At 61.5% G+C, this 21,025-nt stretch carries 10 protein-coding genes; all 10 read right to left on the reverse strand.

Going from position 1 to position 21,025, the window contains the following annotated elements; genetic code table 11:
* Positions 1–14 precede the first annotated feature (14 nt).
* Genes Q5705_11670 through Q5705_11715 form a run of 10 tightly spaced genes read right to left on the reverse strand, consistent with a single transcriptional unit; the run spans position 15 to position 21,007 of the window.
* On the reverse strand, positions 15–1,370 hold the full coding sequence (locus Q5705_11670) for an ABC transporter ATP-binding protein (protein ID WLI75258.1): 1,356 nt from the start codon (positions 1,368–1,370) through the stop codon (positions 15–17).
* A complete protein-coding gene (locus Q5705_11675) occupies positions 1,370–2,050 on the reverse strand; it encodes an energy-coupling factor transporter transmembrane component T (GenBank protein ID WLI75259.1) in 681 nt (226 codons plus the stop codon). Before Q5705_11675 ends, Q5705_11670 begins: the two co-directional genes overlap by 1 nt.
* Positions 2,031–2,624 carry an MptD family putative ECF transporter S component gene (locus Q5705_11680; protein WLI75260.1) on the reverse strand — a complete coding sequence of 198 codons (594 nt, stop codon included), beginning with the start codon at positions 2,622–2,624 and terminating at the stop codon, positions 2,031–2,033. Before Q5705_11680 ends, Q5705_11675 begins: the two co-directional genes overlap by 20 nt.
* Positions 2,621–4,363: an ABC transporter ATP-binding protein gene (locus Q5705_11685; protein ID WLI75261.1), complete on the reverse strand. Its 1,743-nt coding sequence runs from the start codon at positions 4,361–4,363 to the stop codon at positions 2,621–2,623. The genes Q5705_11680 and Q5705_11685 overlap by 4 nt, the downstream gene beginning before the upstream one ends.
* Entirely contained in the window at positions 4,360–6,090 is a 1,731-nt protein-coding gene (locus Q5705_11690) for an ABC transporter ATP-binding protein (protein ID WLI75262.1), read from the reverse strand. Before Q5705_11690 ends, Q5705_11685 begins: the two co-directional genes overlap by 4 nt.
* A complete protein-coding gene (locus Q5705_11695; protein ID WLI75263.1) occupies positions 6,084–6,812 on the reverse strand; it encodes an alpha/beta fold hydrolase in 729 nt (242 codons plus the stop codon). Before Q5705_11695 ends, Q5705_11690 begins: the two co-directional genes overlap by 7 nt.
* Positions 6,809–7,819, reverse strand: coding sequence for a Gfo/Idh/MocA family oxidoreductase (locus tag Q5705_11700; protein WLI75264.1), 1,011 nt, complete (start codon positions 7,817–7,819; stop codon positions 6,809–6,811). The genes Q5705_11695 and Q5705_11700 overlap by 4 nt, the downstream gene beginning before the upstream one ends.
* The gene (locus tag Q5705_11705; GenBank protein ID WLI75265.1) at positions 7,816–8,892 is read right to left on the reverse strand and encodes a hypothetical protein; all 1,077 of its coding nucleotides are present in this window, start codon (positions 8,890–8,892) and stop codon (positions 7,816–7,818) included. The genes Q5705_11700 and Q5705_11705 overlap by 4 nt, the downstream gene beginning before the upstream one ends.
* Positions 8,889–14,165, reverse strand: a complete 5,277-nt coding sequence (locus Q5705_11710; GenBank protein WLI75266.1) for an AMP-binding protein — start codon at positions 14,163–14,165, stop codon at positions 8,889–8,891. The genes Q5705_11705 and Q5705_11710 overlap by 4 nt, the downstream gene beginning before the upstream one ends.
* Positions 14,162–21,007 (reverse strand): amino acid adenylation domain-containing protein, encoded by a 6,846-nt coding sequence (locus Q5705_11715; protein WLI75267.1) that lies wholly within the window; start codon positions 21,005–21,007, stop codon positions 14,162–14,164. Before Q5705_11715 ends, Q5705_11710 begins: the two co-directional genes overlap by 4 nt.
* Between the last annotated feature and the right edge of the window lie 18 nt (positions 21,008–21,025).

Here is a 21,025-nt window from a genome sequence, read left to right on the forward strand (position 1 = left end):
CTCAGAGCCCTGGCTCATCCACCCAACCCCACCCGGTAATCCCCGCACAACCCACTAAACTCCTCATCATGGGTCACCAGAATCACCACCGCCCCGGTTCTCGCTAACTGTTTTAACCGCGACGCCACGTGCACAAGCCCGGCGTAATCCAACCCGGATGTCGGTTCATCGAAGATAAACACCTCGCGCTGCGCCAGCAGAGCCAGCGCTATCACCACCCGCTGCTGTTGCCCGCCAGAAAGCGCCATGGGGTGCGTATCCAGTAAATCATGCAGGTGCATATCGCGGACAATCCGCTGCCGTTGCGTATCGCTGACGACTTGCCGCCCGACCTGAAGCTCTTGCGCCACGCTGGCGGCAAAAAGCTGGCGATGCACATCCTGCATCACTAAAAAGCCGTAACGTAAACGCTGGCGCAGCGAAAAAGGTTTGCCGTCGAGCGTAATCTCGTCGCGGCACTTTTCCAGCCCCGCCAGCCTTAATGCCAGCGTACTTTTCCCCGCGCCATTATCACCGGCGAGCACCGTCACGCGCCCGCGTGGAAAGTACAGCGCCCCGTGGTTTGCATGGTGATACATAATCCCGTCGCTGCCTGCTGGCGGCTCAGTCAGCCATGCCGTTTGCGGGTTGGTTAGTGCCCGCAGCCCCTGCTCAATACGCCGGGTATTGTCGCGCTGCCAGAACTGGCTGGCGGGCACATCTTCAATAATGCGCCCCTTGCGCAGGCGCACCACGCGGTCAACCACATCACGCAAAAACCACAGCCTATGTTCGGCAATAACAATGGTCATGCCCGCCCCGCGCAGGCTTTGCAGGATCTGCGTCAGGGCAACAATGCTGCGGAGATCCAGATTAGAAGCCGGTTCATCCAGCAACAAAAACGCTGGTTGATCCATCAGGGCGGAGCCAATCGCGATGCGCTGCAACTCCCCACCGGAGAGCATAAACATATTGCGCTCCAGCAAATGCGCAATGCCCAGTTGGCTGGCTATCGTTCTCGCCCGCGCCAGGATCTCTGCCGGCTGTTGCCCGGCGTTTTCACTGCCAAAAGCCAGTTCCCCCAGCGGATCGGCGCAAAAAAATTGTCGGCGCGGGTTCTGGTAAACCGTGCCAACCTGGCAGCCCACTTCATACAGTTTCGCCTGCGCGGGCGTGGTTCCATTAATACGCACGCGCCCGTTTATCTCGCCTGGAATAACATGCGGGATGGTGCCGTTAATCAGGCGCAACAGGGTCGATTTGCCGCAGCCGCACTCGCCGGTTAATAACACGCACTCGCCGCGCGAAATGGTCAGGTTCACTCCATCCAGCGCCGGGCTTGCCGATGCAGGAAACGTCACCGAAACCTGGTTGAGTTCAATACCGCCCATTACGCGCCCTCACAGTAGAAAAACAGAACTACCAGTCCGACACAAACCGCGCCCAGCAGCACATCGCGCACTGACCAGCGCAAAGACAAAATGGAAGACGAGACGCCAGGGCTGCCCAGCCCCCGGCTGAGCGCAACGGCGGATAGCGCCTCGGCTGAACGCAGCATAGAGGCAATAAGCGGCACCAAAAAATACTCCAGCGTGCGCCAGGGGTGCAGCAATATGCCGCCACTTCCGGGAATGCCGCGCATACGCATCGCACCGCGTATCGCCTTCGCTTCCTCCTTCAGCACCGGGAAAAAACGCAACATCACAGCAAGCGGGATGATCGCCGCGCCCGGCACATGCAGGCGATGCAGACCGGCAATTAACAGGCTGGGCGTGGTGGCGCAGATAAAGTAATACCCCATAAACCCCGCGATGAGATAAGGCCGGGCATACAGCAATGCCGCCGACAGCACCGGCATAACCGGCGGCAGCAACTGAATAACACAGACACACAGCGCTAATAGCCCGGCGGCAAGCCTGCGCCGTTGCAGCATCAACAACAAACAAATCACCGCCACGCAGGCGAGCTGAAACATGCCCCCTTTACCGGTCAGCACCAGGGTGTTGATCACCAGCAACGCCAACATATTGGTGCGCACATCGATGCCGTTATCAACCGTTTTTCTGGACAAGCCCGGCCCTCACAAAATGTTTATTGAGTAAATTCAGGCCGATAACCGCGCCCAGCACGCCGCAGGCAAACATCCCTGCCAGTGTCCAGCCGATAACCGGCGCGGAATAAAAGGCGCTAAAGCGGCTGGCGTACTCCTGTCCCAGTTGCTGCGCCACCTGGGCTTCGATTTGCGGGCGCATAAACAGCAAGGGGAGCAGCGCGCCAACGGACCAGAGGTTGAAAATGCCGTAACCGAGAATCAGCCCCGAGCGGCGCTGGCTTTTTTTCGCCGCGCGGCAAATCACATCGGCCAGCCCCCCAGCCAGCAGCGCCGAGACCAGCGTCAACACATAATCCCCGGCCAGCACCGCCACCGCCGCCAACACCAGCGCCATCAGGCTAATCAGCCCTTTCTGCGTGACCCGCGTCAGCCAGAGCATAAACGGGATCCCGGCGATCATGCCGGAAAGGGATTTGGTCAGCGGGATAAGAAAGGGAGAAAACACCGCCAGCATATTTACCGCCATATCAATGGCTACCATCATCACCGCGAAAACGCCGAGCGCAATCAGCTCCTGAGCGTGAAATTTCATGGCAAAACCTCCTTGTTATGTACGTTTCCGGGGCTACGCCAGAAATGGGCATAGCGTCCTTGCCGGGCCATTAACGCCTGATGCGTTCCCTGCTCGCAGACCTGGCCGCTGTCGATAAAGACAATCTGGTCGGCGAATTGCACCGTATTAAGCTGATGGGCAATAACAACCACCGTGGCGCGCCCTTTTAAAGCGTTGATCGCCTGGGTGATTGCCCGCGCGGTAAGCGGGTCTTGCGCGGCAGTCGCTTCATCAAGCAGCAACAGCGGCGCCTCTTTTAATAACGCCCGGGCGAGGGAGACGCGCTGGCGCTCACCGCCGGAGAGCAGACGACCTCCTTCCCCAACCGGGCTGTGCCACCCCTGCGGCAAGCGGTTGATTATCTCCGTCACGCAGGCCAGCTCTACCACCGCCTGGAGTTGTGCCTCGCTGGCCTCGGGGTTGCCGATGCGGATATTGGCCTCCAGCGTGTCGTCAAACAGGTAAACGTCCTGAAAAACCAGCGACACGGCGCGCATCAGCTCCCCGTGGGGTAACTGGCGAATATCCTCGCCGCCGAGGGTGACAGACCCGTGCTGGACATCCCAGAAGCGGGCGGCCAGTCGCATCAGCGTCGTTTTACCGCAGCCGGAAGGGCCGACCAGCGCCGTCAGCGAGCCCGCGGCAATCTGCAACGTAAAATCATGGAACAGCCACGGCGCCGTATCGTGATAGCGAAAAGCGATCTGATTGAAGGCCAGGTCATGGCGAGCGGGCATGGCGCGCGGGGTTTCGGCCTCTGGCAGGCCAGGGCGCTGCACCAGTTGCACCACCTCATTAAGTTCGATTTGCGCGCGTTTAAAGGCGGTTCCCAGTTCGGAGAGCAGTTTCAGCGGCCCAATAAACTGCGCGCCCAGCCCAATCAGCGCAACGGCCCAAAGCGGGTCAAGTTGCGCACTCAGCGCCTGCCATACCGCCATCGTCACCACCAGGCCAAACAGTGACTGCACCACCAGCGACTGGGTGATAAGCCCCAGTACCGACGACCATAACGCGCGGATCGTTTCCCGCCGCTGGCAAGATATCGCCTGCGTCAACGGGCGATAGCCCTTGCTTCCTGGCCCGCTCAGCCCTGCCTGGCGCAGCAGCATCTGGTTGTCGATAAACTCCAGCAGGCGGGCATCGGTCTCCTGCGCGGCAGCATGGACCCGCGCCTGCCCGGCGGCATTGCGCTGGCTTCCCCATCGGGCAGCCAGCCAGATGAGCGGAGCCCCGGCCAACAAAAGAGCGCCCAGACGCCAGTCCAGCAACAGGCACAGCAGCGCAACCGTCAACGGCGTGGTGAGGTTGATAATCAGCGGCACCAGCAAATCCATCACCGTCTGGGCGACAAACAGCGTGCCGCGCACGGCAGCTCCGCTGGCAATCCCGGTTGAGCGGGCGCTAAACCAGCCGAGCGGTAAGGCCACCAGCCGCTCGCCCAGGCGTTGATGCATCACCGCCATAATGCGCATCGCCTCGTGAAAGCCGCGCATGGTGACCCAGGCCTGAAGTGCGCCATTTGCCAGCGCGGCGAGTGCCAGCCACGCGCAGCCGATAAGCGCGCCGTGCATATCTTCGCGAAATAGCGCATACACCACGGCAATAACGCCGCCGATAACCAGCCCCTGCAACACACCGACCAGCGCAACCGCCAGCAAAAATCGCCGCAATGTTGGCCCGCCACGGCGCGTATCCAGTTGTAATAACGCGGTAATCATGCTGCACCCTCCAGCGAAAAGGCCTGCCACAGCCGGGCATACAATTTGCCTTCGGCCAGCAGCTCAGCATGTTTTCCCTGCTCGCGCAGTTGCCCTTTTTCCATCACGAGGATGTGTGTGGCGTGCTGGAGGGTTGAAAGGCGATGGGCAATCATCAGCGTTGTTCGCCCCTGGGTGAGCGTCGCCAGCGCCTGGCGAAGATCGGCTTCGCCATCGGGATCCAGTGCCGAGGTGGCTTCATCCATAATCAGAATGAGCGGGGCAGCGAGGATAAGCCTGGCGATAGCGACCCGCTGCACTTCCCCGCCGGAAAGGCGCACATCAATACCTGGCACCGCGTCATACCCTTTTGCCAGCGTCATAATGCGCGCATCAATCCGCGCCGCGCGAGCCGCCTGGCGGATCTCCTCCAGCGACACGTTCTCCATCCCTAGTGCTATGTTTTGCGCCAGCGAGATAGCCGGTAAGGTCGGCGTTTGTTCCAGCACGCCCACCAGCCGGTAAAGCTGCGGCAACGGAATGTGGCGGATATCGTGCCCGTCAATGCAAATCTGCCCGCTTGTCACATCCTGCTGGCGGGCGAGCAGCCGCGCCAGCGTGGTTTTACCGGCACCGGAAGGGCCAACTAATGCGGTTACGCTGCCTGGCGGCAGGGTAAAACTGATATCGCGCAAGGCCGCCTTTTCGCCATAGTGAAAACCGACCTGATGCAGCGTGATTTCGCCTGGCCCCGGCAAAATCGGCGCGACGGCATTCGCCAGCGCCTCCTGATCCAGTAACTGCTGGATAGTGCTCGCCGCAACAAACGCTGCGCTGCGCACCTGGTTCGCCAGGGCAGCGGTCAAAACGGCTGCCGGAAGCAGCATCGCCACCAGCATCGCCACCAGCACGTCGGCTGCGCCGAGCGCGCCGCTGTTCATGCCACCGATCCCCGCAAGCAGCATCACCAGCGCCACCACCGGCGACGATAACGCAATGATCGCGAGGGATTGCGCTTTCATCGCCGGGCGAACCAGCGCGCTGAAATCAGCATGAAACTGGCGCGACGCCGTAGTGAAACGGTGGTAACCCTCTCCCGCGCGGCCAAAGATTTTCAGCACGGCGATACCGCGCACATAGTCCACAATCACGGCGCTTATCCCGGCCAGTTGGCGGGAAATCTGCGTCATAATGTCGCGCATACTGCCGCGCGAGAGCAGCGCCATTAACAGGAAATAGAGCACGATGGGCAGGCAGGCGGCGAGCCCTAAACGCCAGTTAAGCGAGAAACAAAAAAGCAGCCCCACCAGCGGCGTCAGCACCAGCGCAACCCCTTCCACCAGGCTGTGGGCAACCAGTTGATGCAGCGCCTCAACGTCGTTTTGAATCACCTGACGGATGTTACCCGCGCTGCGCTCGTCAAACGCGTTGCCCGGCAGGCGACCGAGCTTTTCAATCAACTGCATGCGCAGGGAATATTGCAGGTTCGCATCAGCAAAATGGGTGATCGCCAGCGCAATCGCCCCCAGGCCGGATTGCAGCCCCAGCCCGGCAATAAACCAGCCCAGCGCCGGGTAAACCTGCCGGGCTGGCAGACCCGCAACTAATCCCTGCGTGAGATCCACCAGCGCCTGCCAGGCAATCCAGCTACTCAGGCTGGCGAAAATCTGGATAACCACCGCGCCCAGCACCGGGCGCAATACCGGCTTCAGGAGCCGGAAAAAAGGGTGTGTGTTCACGTTCAGCATGGCAACAACGCCCTCAAATAATGCGCTAACGCTAGGTTGGGCGCGGCCAGGTAAAAATGGCCGCCGAGTAGTGTGGTTGAGCGAAAAACACCGCGGCTGGCGTTACGCCAGCGGGCAATCGCGGCGGGATCAATCTCCCTGTCGTCCTCGCCATAGACCACGGTTAAATTCGCCACCGTTCCCGGCTCCGCCCGGTAGGTCTCCATCAGCCGGTAGTCTTCGCGTACCGCCGGTAAAAAGAGCTGGCACAATTCGGGGTTCTGCCACAAGGCACTACTGGCCGGGTTCTGGCGGTTCATGTCGGCAATCAGCACGGCATCATCCTGTTGATGTAAACGGGTTTTGGGCGGGCAATCCGGCGGGTTTTGTCCTGAAACCACCGTAATCAGCGGGCGCTCTGGCGTCATCTGCTCCAGCCAGCGCGCCGCTTCCCAGGCCACCCACGCGCCCATGGAATGCCCAATCAGCAAGGCGGGGGCGGATTTATCCAGCAGAGGGTCGAGCTTGTAGGCGCACGCCTGTGCCAGCGCCTGAAGGGTGGCAGGCGCGGCTTCGCTAAGCCTGGCATCCCGCCCCGGATAGGTGACGCCCCAAAAGGGATGACCGGTGAATACCCGCGCCCAGTGCGCATAAAACCGGGGGCTGCCGCCCGCATGGGGAAAAACCACCACTGCCGGCGCCGCGCAGTTCTCTTCCCTGCCCAGTGGCACGATAGGGCTCATAATTCATCCTCCTTGTCAGTGAGTCCTAATAGATTGCCGATGGCCACCGGTGGCGGCAGGCGGCGTTGCTGCGGATGCCCGGCGCGGGCGCAGATTGTCTGCCAGAGCTGCAATACCGCCAGGTGCCGCTGCTGGCGAGCGCCGTTGTGGGCATCGGCGGCCATAAAACGGCGCAGCGTCATGCGAATCGCCGCCGCCATATCCTGCTGAACAGGCATAGTGGAAAGCGGGCTGGTCAGGACAACGTTGTTATCCGCCACGTCAGAAGGCGACAGCCGACGCTCCCATATCACCTGGCCAAACGGCGAGTGCAGGGTCAGCTCGCCCTCATCGCTCAGCAAAGTGACCTGCATCAGCGGCTGGGCGTTGTCATCGGGCGAGGCGGCATCAAAACGGTTCATCAGCACGATATCGGCGGCAATGCCTTGCCAGTTGCTACTGATCAATACCTTCTCCGGGGCGGCCATCGGGCTTGTCGAAATGGACGGTGAAGGCGCGCCGAGCACATCGGATAACACAAACAGCGCGCAGTGCAACGTTTGTACCGAGACGCGCATCTCGGCTGAGCGCAGAAGGCTCGTCAGCGATAAACGCCTGGCCGCACGCAGGAAACAACGCACGGTCGGCATCTGGTCATAAAAGGGCGTGACGGCAAAACGCACGCCCTGGTGCTGCGCAGTTCTTAACGTATTCACCCAGTCATGAGGATGAAGCGGCAGTTCCTGCAATACCGGTATGCCAGCCTGCAACAGACGGCGGGCGAGCGCATCCCCTTCCCCGCCGACAATGGCGGAGCGCACCGCCACCACCGCGCACGCCGGGCGCGAGTGCCCCAGCGCCTGGTCAAGGCCCGCGAAATAATCACAGGCCAGCGTTTTCGCCAGTTGTCGCCCTCTCTTTCCCCCGCAGCCAATAATGGCCCGTAACCCGTGTCCTTGTAGTGCGCGGGCATAATGGGCCCCGAACGTGGCGCCCACCACCCAAATCCCTTGTGGGGTGAAGGTCATATTTCACCCTCCTCGCAGGCCAATACGTTGTGTGGAGGGTGCCAGATGATGCGCACTCCTTCCGGCGGCTGCCGCTGCCAGTGCGACCAAATCGCCAGCGATTGCGGGCGCTGTGAAAACCAGCTTGCGCCCGGCGTTTGCGCGTGAGCATTGACCATCGCCCACGCCGCCACCGCGCCCGTCACCTGATAGCTATCAATACAGCTTAATACCGTGCGCTGGGTTCCCTCTTCAGCGCTCAGGCAAAACCACGGCGTCTTCCCTTCCAGCGCCTGCGCTATTCGCTGCGAGGCAGACGCAGGGATTTGCCCTAACACCATCATTTCATTGAGCAGATGGGTGATTTCTGTCGAGTCGGTGACGTTAAAACTGCACAGCGCCAGCAGGGATAAGTCCTCTGCGGCGCAGGCCGCTTCTTCATCGACAAAGGGGTGTACGCGCGCCGAAGCGGGAAAGTCGTTGGGCGTCGGCGGCACGTCCACCACGCGCTGCCACCGCCCTTGTTGCAAACAGAGCCCTGCATAACCGGTACGGTTGTTCACCGCTTGCAGATATTCCGCAAGCCCGGCGCAGGTGAGCGGTTGCAGGCCGCCGGTGAAAGTGACCACCTGCAATAACTCCGGGCGAGGAAAGCGGGCGGCGAGCGCACGAATAGCCACGCCCACTAACCCTGGCTGAACGCCCGCGCCGAGAATGCCGAGCCAGCCCGCCGCCGCCAGCGGTTGCTGCCAGCGCTGGATGGTCGCCGCATCGCCGCCGGGATCGATAAAAACACCGGGGCCTGGACAATGCGTTAAAAGCTGGATGAGTACCCGATCGGTCAGCACAAAAGAGGGGCCAGCACACTGAATAAACCGGCGGCAAGCGCAGACCGCCGCAGGCCACGGCGTGGAGGCCTGTACATCCAGTTCCGCAAAGCTCAGGCGTTCACAGGACAAATGGGCTAAACGGCGCCTTAAGCGAGTGATATTGCGCCCGGTGGCAAGCACGCGCTCCCCGTGGCGCAATAACGCCTCGACGCAGGCCACGCCAACCGTTCCCGCAGCACCGATCACCACAATCACCCCGCTCATGCCCAGACCTCACTCAACAGGACAGCAACAGACTCGGCGCCCTGCCCTTCCAGGCAATCAAAATGGTTACCGGCGATATCGCAGATGGTCAGTTCCCCCAGGCAATAGCGTTGCCAGAAGTGGGTCATATCGTCGCGCAGCAGCGGTAAAAAAGGGATGTCACCGCGCTGGCGCAAAAAGGTCACATTACCGACATAGCCCAGACGCGAAAATGCGCCGACGGCGCGCAGGCTGGCAAGATAGACCGCCCGCAGCGCCTGCAAGGTGGCGAGATCAAACTGTGCGTGATGCGCCAGTCGCTCAAGGCGCTGCTGGCTATCGCGTGGGGCCGTTTTTAGAACCTGCGTAATGCCCGGGAAACGGGGCGCTAACCCGGCAATGCAGCCTTCGGGGATACGGTCGTGATGGATTTTTCGCGCGTGGTTAATCAGTTCTCCCAGTTCAGCTTGCGGGAAATCCAGCCCGATATCGCCCGCCGGACGGTGCAGCAACAGCGCCAGCGAGTAATCCAGCAGCAGGTCGTCTTCAACGACAAACGGAATGCGATACGCGCTGGTAACGATAAGCTGTTTGACCTCAATGCCCGCCTCCAGCAACTTTTCCGCCATCACGGCGGCGACCAGCCCACCCATGCAGTAGCCAAACAGATAAACCCGGCGGATTTGTTGCCCCCGCAGCGCCTGCACGTAACGTTCGGCCAGCGTCTCAAATAAGGCGTCAGCGGGCAGAGTCAAATAGCCATCCCCGACGGTACGGCTGATCCCCAGCACGGCAGGCCGCTCGCGTAATGATGACAGCGCCGCCACCAGCGCGCGGTAAGGCTCCAGCCCGCCGGAGCCGTCATGAATCAGGCAAAGCACTTCGCCCTCGCGGTGTTGACCGCACGCAGGCAGAAGGAGGCTGACTGGCGAAACGTCATGGGCCGTCGCGGTCGACGATGGTGTCTGCTGCCAGGCAATCCTGGCGCAATTTTCCAGCGTCGGATCGGCGACAAACTGGCGTAACAAATCATCCCAGGCGAGGTTTTCCGCACCGGGTATGGCGCGCCGCAGCTTGCCAACACATTTTGCCAGCAGCAACGAGTCCCCGCCGACATCAAAGAAACTGGCGGCAGGCGTGAGCGCATCGGGGTTATCGAGCCCCAACACCTCCGCCCAGACGCCCGCCACCGCACGCTGGCTGTCACTCAGCGGTACGGCGAGTTGTGGCGTCGCGGTTGCGGCTGTCGGTATCGCCTGCGCTAACGCTTTGCGATCGACCTTGCCATTCGCGGTTAACGGTAAGGCATCCAGCAGCAGCAAACGGTCAGGCACCATGTAAGCAGGCAGGCGCTGGCGCAACAGCGTGTTCAGTTGATCCGCGTCGAGGCGCGCGTTGCGGCTACCTGAACGCGCCCAGATTACCGTCTGGTGGATCTTCTGCATCGCACGCTGGGCGGGATCGGCGGTGTCGGCATCGTCGGGGAACATCACATGCTGGCGAAACGCCGAGGCGTCGAGCGCCTGTCGCCAGTTATCGCGGCAATAAAATACTTCCCCGCTCGCGGCCCGCTCATCCGTAAAACCCTCCAGCCCGATGATAAATTCCATCGTGACCATTAGCGGCGCATTGGGACGAGTAGCGTCAATCACCGCTAAATCTCCGCCGGGCGCCAATAATTCATGTAGCTGATTGAGCGCCTGTGGGATATGCCGGGCGTTATGCAATACATTGGCGCAAATCACCACATCCCAGGCGGCAAGGGGAATGCCCTGCTCCGTCAGGGGGCGGTTCAGATCGACAATGCGGGTGGAAATCTCCGGCCACTGGTTCTGCGCGTCGTCGAGGAAAAAGCGGGAAACATCGGTAAACAGATACTCAAATTTCAGCCCCGGTATCTGGCGCAGATGCTCAATCACCGGCGCGCTCGTGCCGCCAACACCCGCGCCAATTTCGATAATGCGCAGCGGGCGCTGCTCCTCTATCGCCCGCCGGGCATGAGCCGACACGCCCGCGACAATCAGCGCATTCAGATAGCGGTTAATAAGGTTACCGCCGTAGGAGGCGCGCGCCACCGCCATGCTGCCCTGCGGGAAGAGTAACGCCAGCAGATCCACCTCGCCTCTCACCACCGCCTCTAGCTGGTGCAGACACTGTTCGACGTAGGCCATCTGCTGGTCGCCATAATCGATTTCCTGCGCCAGTTCGCGAGCCTGCTGCCAGAGATGCTGCGCCGTGGCAAGCGAGACAGAGACACCGACAAGCCGCACCGCGTTTTCCCGGAGCAACCGATCCCAGCGCGCCATCAGCGCCAGATGTTCTGGTTTTACGGCAATCTTGCGCTGGCGAATATCCTGCATCGCCACCAGCGCGGCCAGCTCCATAGTGTCGATAAGCTGCGCGAAACGCGGGGCATCCAGCGTGGAGATGCTCTGCTGATGCTGGTGCGCAACCGCCTCAATAACCCGGTTATCAACGGACGCGGAGCCATCGTGAATGTTGGCTGGCGTGACTGCCGCAACCAGTTGGTTTTGCGCCGTCAACACCACCGCCGCGTCGCCCACTTCAGGACGCGTGCGCAAAATGGCGGCAATTTCACCGGGTTCAATACGGTGACCATGGCGTTTTATCTGATCGTCTTTGCGGCCCAAAAACACGATATCGCCATTGTCGAGATAACGGCCAAGATCGCCGGTAAGAAAAGCTGGCTGGCCGTTCAGGGTGATAAACGCTGACGTGTCTGCGCCTAAATAGCCCGCACTGACCGCCGGGCCGATAATCACAATTTCGCCGATCTGCCCGGCAACCGTCTCTTCCCTGTCACTGTTGAGCACCTTCATCGCCTGGCCGGGAAGCGCGCGGCCATACGGAATTGAGCAACTGTAGCGCCGCCCCGGCTCGACTTCGTGGTAATTCGACCAGATTGACGCTTCCGTTGCGCCACCCAGCGCGATAAAGCGACAGTCCGGCAGCCACTGGCGCAGTTGCTCAGGCTGGGTCACCGGGATCCAGTCGCCGGACAACAGCGCCGCACGCAACGCGCAAGGCTGACGCTCTGCGCCCTCCAGCAACAGTTGCAACTGCGCGGGCACCGAGTTCCAGAGCGTCACCCGATGCCGCACAATATCCTGCGCCCACGATACCGGGTCCGGCGTGGTTCCCGCGCCCGGGATAACCAGCGCGCCGCCCGCATTCAGCACGCCAAAGACGTTAAAAATCGCCAGATCGAATGACGGGCGCGACACCGCCAGCACCCGGTCATCCTCATCCAGCGCCAGCAGCGTGTGCAGCGCCTCAAGGGTCGTCAGCGCCTGCGCGTGCGTAATCGGCACGCCTTTCGGTGTGCCGGTTGAACCGGAGGTGAAAATGATATAGGCGATATCCTCTGGCGAAACGGGGCGCGTGTTACCGGCTTCCCCGTCGCATGCATTGAGCGAGTCAGGCATCAGCCAGTACTGGCCCTGCTGCGGGAAAGTGTTTTTAAGGGTCGTGCAAATGGCCTGCTGGCGCGCCTGCGGCCAGCCGGGATCGACAGGCACAAACGCGGCACCTGCCATTAATGCGCCTATCTGCGCAGCGACCTGCTCAACGCCTGGCGCAAGCACAATCAGCGCCGTATCGCCCGGCTGGCAATCTTGCGCATCCAGCCAGGCGCACCAGCGGCTGGCGCGGTGGATAAGCTCCCCGCGCGTCAGTACGCTTTCCCCGTGAATAACCGCCACGTGGTCTGGTTTCTGCTGCGCCAGGCGGCAAAACGCCGCAATCAGACTCGTTTCAACGGGCTGCCCCATGGCGGGTAAATGCAGCGCTTTGCGCGACAGCGGCGGCTGCGACCAGCGTTCAGCATCCGCAGATAACGCGGTCATCGCCGTACAAAAATCGGCAAACGCCGCATCCAGCACCGACTCGGGGTAGCCGCCAACGCGGGTGTCCCAGACAATGGTCATGCCGCCCTGCGCATCCGCAAGCTGGATATCCAGCAGCACCTGCGGGGTGCGGCTTAACCCTTGCTCAATGCGGTTTTTAAAGAAATCGCCCTCTTCGTGACCTGCTCCGAGTGTGGAGGTCAGCACAATGGGCGTGCGCCGCGCGTCGGTCGGCAGCATACGCAGTACTTCCACGCCTGAAATATCGCGGTGATCCAGCGCATCAAAGAGCTGGCGTTGAACCTCAGCGGCGGCGTCGGCGACGCTTGTTTCCGCATCGTTTTCCAGAGCAAGCAGCAAGGTCGAGGTGAAATCGCCGACAATGCGCATCACATCGTCCGCCACCGGGTGGCGATCCATAAGCGTCAGCGTGATACGTGAATGCGCCCGATCGCCGTAACGGCGGGCAAGCTGACCGAGCACCGCCAGCGCCACCGACGTGGGTGTGACGGCATGCTGGCGGGCAAAGGCTAAAAACGCCTGCCAGGCGGGTTTATCCAGCGTATGGCTGCGGCGGCGATAGCGCACCTCATCATCAGCCATTTGCGGCTCGCCAAAACTCATCGCTGGCGGGAACGTGGCCGCTTTTTGCTGCCAGAACGTTTGCGCGCGTTGATAAGCCTGCTCGCCCGCCGGGCTTGCACGCAGACGTGCCAGATGCAGCACATAATCGCGAAACGAAAGCGATGGCGCTTCCAGCACCCGCCCAGGCTGGTTTAGCGCGCGGGCAAAATCCGCCAGCATGACGCCGATACCGATAAAATCCGTCATTAACAGATCGACCGAGAGATGCAGCGTGGCCCGCTCGCCCATCGTCACGATATGCGCCGCCATCAGCGGCGGGGTTTGCGGGTTGTAGTGCCGGTGCTTTAACCGGGCGCGAACCTCCTCCTGCACCTGGTCAAAGTCCAGCGCCGTTTCGCAGACCGAAACATCAAGCGGCACGGCAACATCCGGGTCTATCTGCTGCCAGCCTTCAGGGGAAAAACGCGCCTGCACCATGTCATGGCACGACACCATGTGCTGCCAGGCGGCCTGGTAATCCTCCACCGTCCAGCGCGCGGGAGCAGAAATATCCAGTTCAGCGTAACCATGGCAACCGGTGCCGCCCGCCTCCCAGGCCGAGGTTTGCCCCAGCAAATACGCCGCCTGCACAGCGGTCAGCGGGAAGGGTTCGTGCCGCTGTTCCGGGTGGTTCTGCACGCGATTTTGCTGGCGTAACGCCGCTAAAAGCGCCTCTTTTTGCTCACTTACCTGCTGGCGTAATTCAGCGGTAAAGACCCCTTCCGGCGCGCGAAAACACAATTTGCCGCCGCTTTCCCACAACACGATATTGAGCTGCTGTAACTGTTCAAGAAAAGTGTTCATAAGGTTCCCTCTTCATAATCCGTCCTGCTTCCTGCGGGAGGTAAAGGCTGGGCGATAAGCCCCGCCACCTGAGTACAAAAATCGCTTAAGCGCGGGTAGGTCAGTAACAGACGCAGCGAAATGCGCGTATCGATCTCCTGCTGTAGCGCGCGTATACAGCGCGTTGCCTGGAGCGAATCGCCGCCAGACTGGAAGAAATTTTCCGGCAGCGGTGCGGCCTCTGCGGGTAAATGCTGACGCCAGATCTGCGCAATCTGCGCGGATAATCCGCTTGATGCAGACGGTGCCACCCACGCCTGCAACCGGCGCGCCACGCCCGCTGTCAGGGCATTCACCTGTTCGCTGGCGAGTAATTCGCGCACATAATCCACGGTGATATGCAGCCCGCGCACATCGTCATGCACCTGGAAATCCATCGCCACCTGCGGCGTTTGCGAACGCGCGTACGTTAACGTGCCGAAGCCAAACTCATCGGAACGGGCGGTGCCCACATCCAGCCCTAAGCCACTGGTGAACACCACCGGGAACAGCCCTGCCAGCGGTTCCCCTTGCTGGCGCACCCGCTCACGGGCGACACGCAGGGTGCTGACCTGCTCCGGCGTGTCGTGCAGGGCGAGTAACCCCTGGTGGGCGACCCGCGCCTGCTCAGCAAGCTGTTGGTCATCCGTTGCCGCTGGTTCGATGTCAAACGCCACCAGCCCCAGGCGGGTAAAATCCCCCACCAGATTTGCCACGCCGGGGATATCCGGGTCGCGTTCAAAGGTGGTGACATTCAGGCTAAATGCCGGCTGTGGCGCGAGCGCCGCAATTTCAAGCGCGTACGCGGCAAGCAGCAACGCCACAGGCGTGATGCGCAACTGCCCCGCCTGCTGGCGAACGGCGCGCCATACGCCCTCGTCAACATCACAGGTACTGCGGGCAAAGTGCGGCTGGCTTACCTTTTCCAGCGCGGCGAGGTACGGCAGGCAGGGCGCGGGCGGCATGGCCTGCACCGCCACGGTTTGCGACGCCTCACGGCATTGGTTTCTGTAGTGCGCGTAGGTGATGGCGGGCAGCGCCACCACGGGCTTTCCCTGATACCTCGCCCCCAGTTCACGCAACAGCAGAAACATGGAGGTGCCATCGAGCATCAGGTTATCCATGCCGATGCCGATCGTTTTCCCGTCGGGCGTGATACGCACGCGCAGCGGGTAGTCTTGAACGGGATCGGGCGTTTCGCTTTCCGTAAGGGCGCGCACGTTCTCGCTCACGTCCACCGCCGCAGGGATGTGCGCAGTCACTTCCCCGAACGGCTCGCCATCTTGCCAGACGATGCGGGCGCGTAATGCATCATGGCGGGCGACAACCTCGCTGAGCGCCTGCTGCAAGCGGGTTTTGTCGACGCCCTGCGGGAGAGAAAATTCAAAGTAACAGTGCGAGGCAACGCCACCTAAAAGCTGCTCCGGCGAGCGCCCGGCCAGGTAGGCTTTTTGCAGCGCGGTTAAGGGGAAGTTTGCGCTCTGCCCGCCTGCAATAACCGGCAGCGCTGGCGCGGTGGTGTGCTGTGCCATCACCCGGTCAACAAAGTCGGCGAAAGTGTGATGGTTAAAGAGATCCGCCAGTTTAACCGCCGCATGTCCCTGTTGGCGCAGGGTCGTGACAATGTGCGTGGCGCGAAGCGAATCGCCGCCAAGGGCAAAAAAGTCTGCCGCAGGCGGCAAAGGCAGTTCAAGCTCCAGTACCGCGGCCCAGCAGCGGGCAATTTCTGCTTCCACCTGCGTTCGTTCGCCGGGCGCTACGCAAGGCAGCGTTTTTTCAGCGCCACGCCCGCTGAGCGTGGCTGTTACCCACACCAGGTTTGCCGCCAGCGGTTCTGTCTGCATAAGCGATGCGCCGTGCTCCGCCAGACGCTGCGCCCAGATCTCTGCGGATAATAGCGGCGACTGGCCGCCATCGACGACCGTAGGATCAAGAATGGCGGAAACCAGCGACGCCGCATCTGGCGCGGTCACCTCCAGCACGTAGAGACGAACCGGCTTGTGCGCGTGAATGGCCGCCAGACGGGACAGCAGCGCATCATCGCGATGCAGCGACGCCGGGGCAATAACCACATCCGGCACCGCCTGCTCATCTGGCAATCCCGCGCGCTGCGCCAGCGTGTTCAGCGCCTCGTTACGCTCATACTCATTCACAATGAGCGTCAGTGCGTTGGCGGCGGCGGCCTGGGCTAACGCCTGGCTAAACACGCCACTGCCCGCCCCGAGAATTAACACCCGCAGGGCGGATTGGGCACCGGGAAAATCAGCGCGAAGTGCGGCAATCAGGCGGTCAAAAAAATGGATGTGTTGCAGCGAGGCCAGCAATAAACGCTCCGGTGCCAGCAGCGGATGACGCAACAGGTCGCTACGCGGCCGCTCGCCATGAATGCAAGCGGCGAGAAACTTCCCCGGCTCCTGCCATGCCCTGTCGGCATCCGGCAGTGTCCAGCGTCGCCAGGCAGCCACCACCGGTTGCAGAGCAGCAGGCACATCGCCAATGACCGCCAGCGCCGCGGCGATGGCCTGCTCCGCTATCTGCGCGCCACCCGGCATAAGCTGCGCCACAAACCGTTTGTGCGCCGCCAGTAATTGCGATGTGTCCAGGCGTCCGGCGGCGTAATCCCAGCGGATCTCAAGCCCTTCGCCTGCGGGCTGCACCTGGCAATCAATCATCACGCCTGGGGTGCGGGTGTGTGACCAGAGAATATCGCGATAGAGCGATTCCACCTCCGCCATGCCTGCCGTGCAGGTAAAAACAAACGGATAGGCCGCGCGACCTTGCGACGCAATATAGCGATCGTCTGGCGTATGTCCGGCCACCGCATCGGCCAGCGCGTACGCAACATCCGCAGGCGTGTCGCCCTGCGCCAGGCGGCACAGGCGCAACTGGGTAAATTGCCCTAAGGCCTGAGGCGCATTGTCCGGCCGCCAGCACACCGGCACTACCACAACCACCTGCGGCCTGTCGCTTAACGGCATGATCGCCTCGCTAAAGGCGTGCAGAACCAGCGCCGAAAGGGTGACGCACGTGTGTTGCGCGCGCGCTTCAAGCTGGCGGCGTGCGGCGCTATCAAGGTGATACGTGAGGGATTCAATCCGGCCAATCGCCGGAGCCGCCAGGGCGGTGGGCACATGAGGCGGTTGCCAGTCGTCCGGATGCCACGCCCGGCAAGCCGGCGTCTGCGATTGTGCGTAACTTATAAACGGGGCGATATGCGAGTCTAACGCAAGCGCTTCATCATTCACCCGCGCCACCAGCGCCTGCAAGATGTGCATCAGGCTTTGCGCATCGAGCCCCAGATAGTTAAACATCAGGCCAATCCGCGCGGGTTGGCCTGCAACCGTCACCAGCATCAGCGGCGGGTTGTGCCTGGCATCCAGGGGTGTGCGCGCCAGATACGCTTCAAGAGCGTGCTGTTCAGGCAGGGTGATGAGCGAAACGGGTTTGGCGCTCATCACCTGCTGGTGCGTTTCCGTGCGCACCAGTCGCAGCGCGGCGGTTTCGCGGATCAATTCATCAAGCACCTGCTGCCAGTGCGCCAGCGGGCAGCGGCTGCGCATAATCACCGAGAACACCGTATCGCAACGGCTGACGCCGGGAATGCCGTCGGCGCCCAGCGCATACGCGCGTTGCAGCGAGGTCAGCGGGAAAGGCTGGCAGTGTTGCGCGTCATCGAACGCCGTTATACACGGCTTTGGCACCACACCCTGCTGGCAGCGGCGAGCAAAGCACTCTAACGTGCTGGTGGCAAACAGGTCGCCGACAGCAACATCAATGCCCCGGCTTTGCAATAAAGCACACACCCGCGTTGCCGCCAGGCTATCGCCGCCCAGCGCAAAGAAGTTATCCGCCGCGCTGACTGAATCGCGTTGCAGCACCTGACACCACGTTTGCTGACATGCGCTGAAGTGTGTCGGATGCACCTGCTGCGCAGTGGGTTGCCGCGCAGGCTCATCGGACGCCAGTTCGCTGGCCGCCCACTGGCGATCGATTTTCCCGTTGCGGTTAAGCGGGAGTGCCTCGCGCACCAGGAAACGCGCCGGGATCATATAGTGCGGCAACTGGCGGGAAAGCTGCTGATGGAGCGCATCAACATCCCTTTCACCCACATCACCCACCAGCACCGCGCCCAGCGCGCGCCGCTCACGGATTGGCACCACGACCGCATTATCAATACCGGCGATGCTTTTGAGGGTTTGTTCGACTTCGCCGCATTCCACGCGATGGCCGTGGACTTTGACCTGCGTATCCAGCCGACCCACAAAAAAGAGCAACCCTTCGCGCCAGTAGCCGAGATCGCCGGTGCGATACCAGCGGCTGTCGTCGGCGTCATAGACAAAACGCTCGGCGCTGCGCTCCGGGTCGCCGAGATAACCTTGCGCCAGGCCTTCGCCGCCAATCCACAACTCCCCCGTGACGCCATCCGGGCAATCAATAAAATGCCCGGCCTCTTCTTCACGCACCACACGGTACTGCTGGCCGCTCAGGGGCAAACCGTAAGGGATGGAAGGCCAGTGCGCTTTGAGATCGTCTGGTTCGTTGAGCACATATTCATTCGACCAGATAGCGGCCTCGGTGCTGCCGCCCATCGCCACCAGCACGGAGTGCGGCGAACAGGCTTTCAACCGGGAAAACAGCGCAGGCGCGATCCAGTCGCCGGAGCAGAGCCAGGCGCGCACTGAAGGCAGATTATCTTCCGCCGTGACCAGCATGTCGGCTAACGCAGGCACCGAGTTCCATAACGTCACCCGGTGTGATTTGACCAGGCTTGCCCAGCGAAACGCGTCGCGGCGCTCATTTTCATTAATGGTGACAATCGTGCCGCCGCTGCTTAGCGGCCCAAAAATGTCATAAACACTGAGGTCGAAATCGAGGGACGAGACCGCCAGCAACGCATCTTTTTCCGTCACGTTATGCCGGGTGTTGACATCAACAATGGTGTTGTTCGCCGCGCGGTGGCTTACCGCAACGCCTTTTGGCTCGCCCGTTGAACCCGAGGTGAAAATCACATACGCCAGCGCGTCCGGGCTTTCAAAAGGGATTCGCAGTTCGGTTAGCGGCGTTTGCTGCGCGAGATCGGCAAAATCCGTCGCCGTCAGCAGGTAGCGCATAGCCGAGCGCCGACGGATTTTCGCCAGCCGATCGTCGGGCATATCCAGCCCCACCGGCAGGTAGGTGCATCCGGCATAGAAGGTCGCCAGCACGGCCACAATCTGCGATGGCCCTTTGGGCAACCGGATGCCGATAATATCCCCGGCGGCGGTATGTTCTGCCAGGCGGGCGGCCAGGCGCAGTGCCAGCTCGTCCAGCTCGGCGTAGCACCATTGCTGTGACACGCGTCCAGCAAGGGGATCGACGAATTCAGGCGCGACATCCTCCCCGGCGGGCGATGCCACCAGCGCAATTGCCTGCGGGCGCTTTTTTACCTGCCGACGAAACGCGCTGAACAGCATCGCCGGTGGGCTGGCAACCGGAGTGGAATTAACCCGGCGGCGAAATGTCTGGCTAGCCTGCGGAAGGACATTCTCCACGCTGCGCCCGGCAATCACCGCATCAAGAGATTCCGTGAGCAGGTCGAAAACGGCACCGTCGATATCCGCTGCAATCGCCGCCCGGCGCACGTCAAACGCAACTTCGATTAGCCCATCGTTAAGCTGGAATACCTGGCAGTCGATCACCGCCTGCGGCGTTTGCCCCCACATGCGCGGTTGCCCGAAGGTTTCCATCACCCGCGCGTCAAACACCGGCTGTTGTGCCGCATAGGTGAAAATGTAAGGCGAGAGGCCAGGGTGCGGGTGGGCGGCATCTGCCAGCGCGCTGCGTAACTCGGTTTCGCTATCGACGCCGCGCAGTAAGCGGTAATGGAAGTCGTCCTGGGTATCGCGAACCAGCGCCGCCAGCGTGGGCGCATTTCGGGCGCGGTGCGCATAGGTCACCGTGCGTTCTGCCAGCAGCTTTTCGCTGCCCGTTGCCGGAACGTGTGTCACCGTGACAATAAAATCGGGCGCGGTGCTGCACAACCGTAAAGCCCGCGAATAGAGCGCCAGAACCAGTGCCGAAGGCGCAACGCCGAGGCCCGCAGCCTGTTTGCGCAGCGCTGACCACTGCTTATCGTCATAAAACCGGGAGCGTCTCACCATCACGTCGGACGGGTTTTCAAGTGCTGGCCTGAAGGTGGTAAACGGCAGATCGGGGGGGGCGGGAAGTTCATCCATGCGCCCCTGCGCGAGCTTTGCCAGCTTGCCCTGTTTTTGCTGGCGTTTGCGCTCGCTACGCGCCCGCGTTTCGCTAAGTTGTTGATAATGATGGCTGGCAGAGGTGAAGGGCGCTAACAACGGCTCGCCGTGGTAGCACTGGGCAAGGTGATGCATCAGTGCGGCAAGCCCAGCCAGATCGACAACCGCCAGCGAGATGGCGATATGCAGCGTGGTGGTATCGTCATGCCACTGCGTTAATTCGACTTCCCACAAGCGCCCCGCCGTTAAATCCACAGCGTGGGCAAACAGACGTTCACGCACTGCGGATTCATGCTCCGCCTGGTGCGTGCGATGGCGGTGGTGAACTTTAAGTTCCGGGACGTTTATCTCGCCCTGCGTGACAAAATCGGCATCTAAAAAACGCGACCGTAATGCCGGAAGGATGGCGACTTTTTCGAGCGCCTGGCGCAATTTTTGCTCATCGACCCGCTTACCGGCGAAGGCCAGCAAGGCGACACACTCTTTTCCGCCCAGCGGTAAGTCCGGCTGTCGTCCAACAAAATAAGCCCGCTGGATGCGGGTGGTCGGGAATCGTTCCCGGCCTGCTACACAATTCCGTTTTGACACAGGTATTCCTCCTCATTG

This window comes from Kosakonia sp. H02 (genome assembly GCA_030704225.1).
GTDB lineage: Bacteria > Pseudomonadota > Gammaproteobacteria > Enterobacterales > Enterobacteriaceae > Kosakonia.